The organism is Citrobacter sp. Cpo071 (assembly GCF_030332765.1).
Taxonomy (GTDB): domain Bacteria; phylum Pseudomonadota; class Gammaproteobacteria; order Enterobacterales; family Enterobacteriaceae; genus Citrobacter; species Citrobacter portucalensis.
Genome location: NZ_JAOWHE010000038.1, coordinates 1 through 338 on the forward strand (window position 1 = coordinate 1; position 338 = coordinate 338).

General features: G+C 54.4%; 1 tRNA gene. It reads left to right on the forward strand.

Features of this window, described 5'->3' with window-relative positions:
• The first annotated feature begins 260 nt into the window (after positions 1 to 260).
• Positions 261 to 337, forward strand: a tRNA-Arg gene (locus OGY09_RS01020).
• Position 338 lies beyond the last annotated feature (1 nt).

Genomic DNA, 338 nt, shown 5'->3' on the forward strand with positions numbered 1-338 from the left:
AGCTCAGCTGGATAGAGTACTCGGCTACGAACCGAGCGGTCGGAGGTTCGAATCCTCCCGGATGCACCATCTTCTCCGAGGCAACAGCAAACTGTTGTTTCATGGTCTGCGAGATAATCGCGAGCACCAGGGAGGATAACGTTGCTTTAGCAGCGGCCCGCAGGGCGAGGCGCAGCCGAGTAATCCTCCCGGATGCACCATCTCTTACTTGATATCGCTTATCACGATATCAATATCGGCAGTAAAGCAAGTTTTCCTATGCATCCGTAGCTCAGCTGGATAGAGTACTCGGCTACGAACCGAGCGGTCGGAGGTTCGAATCCTCCCGGATGCACCAT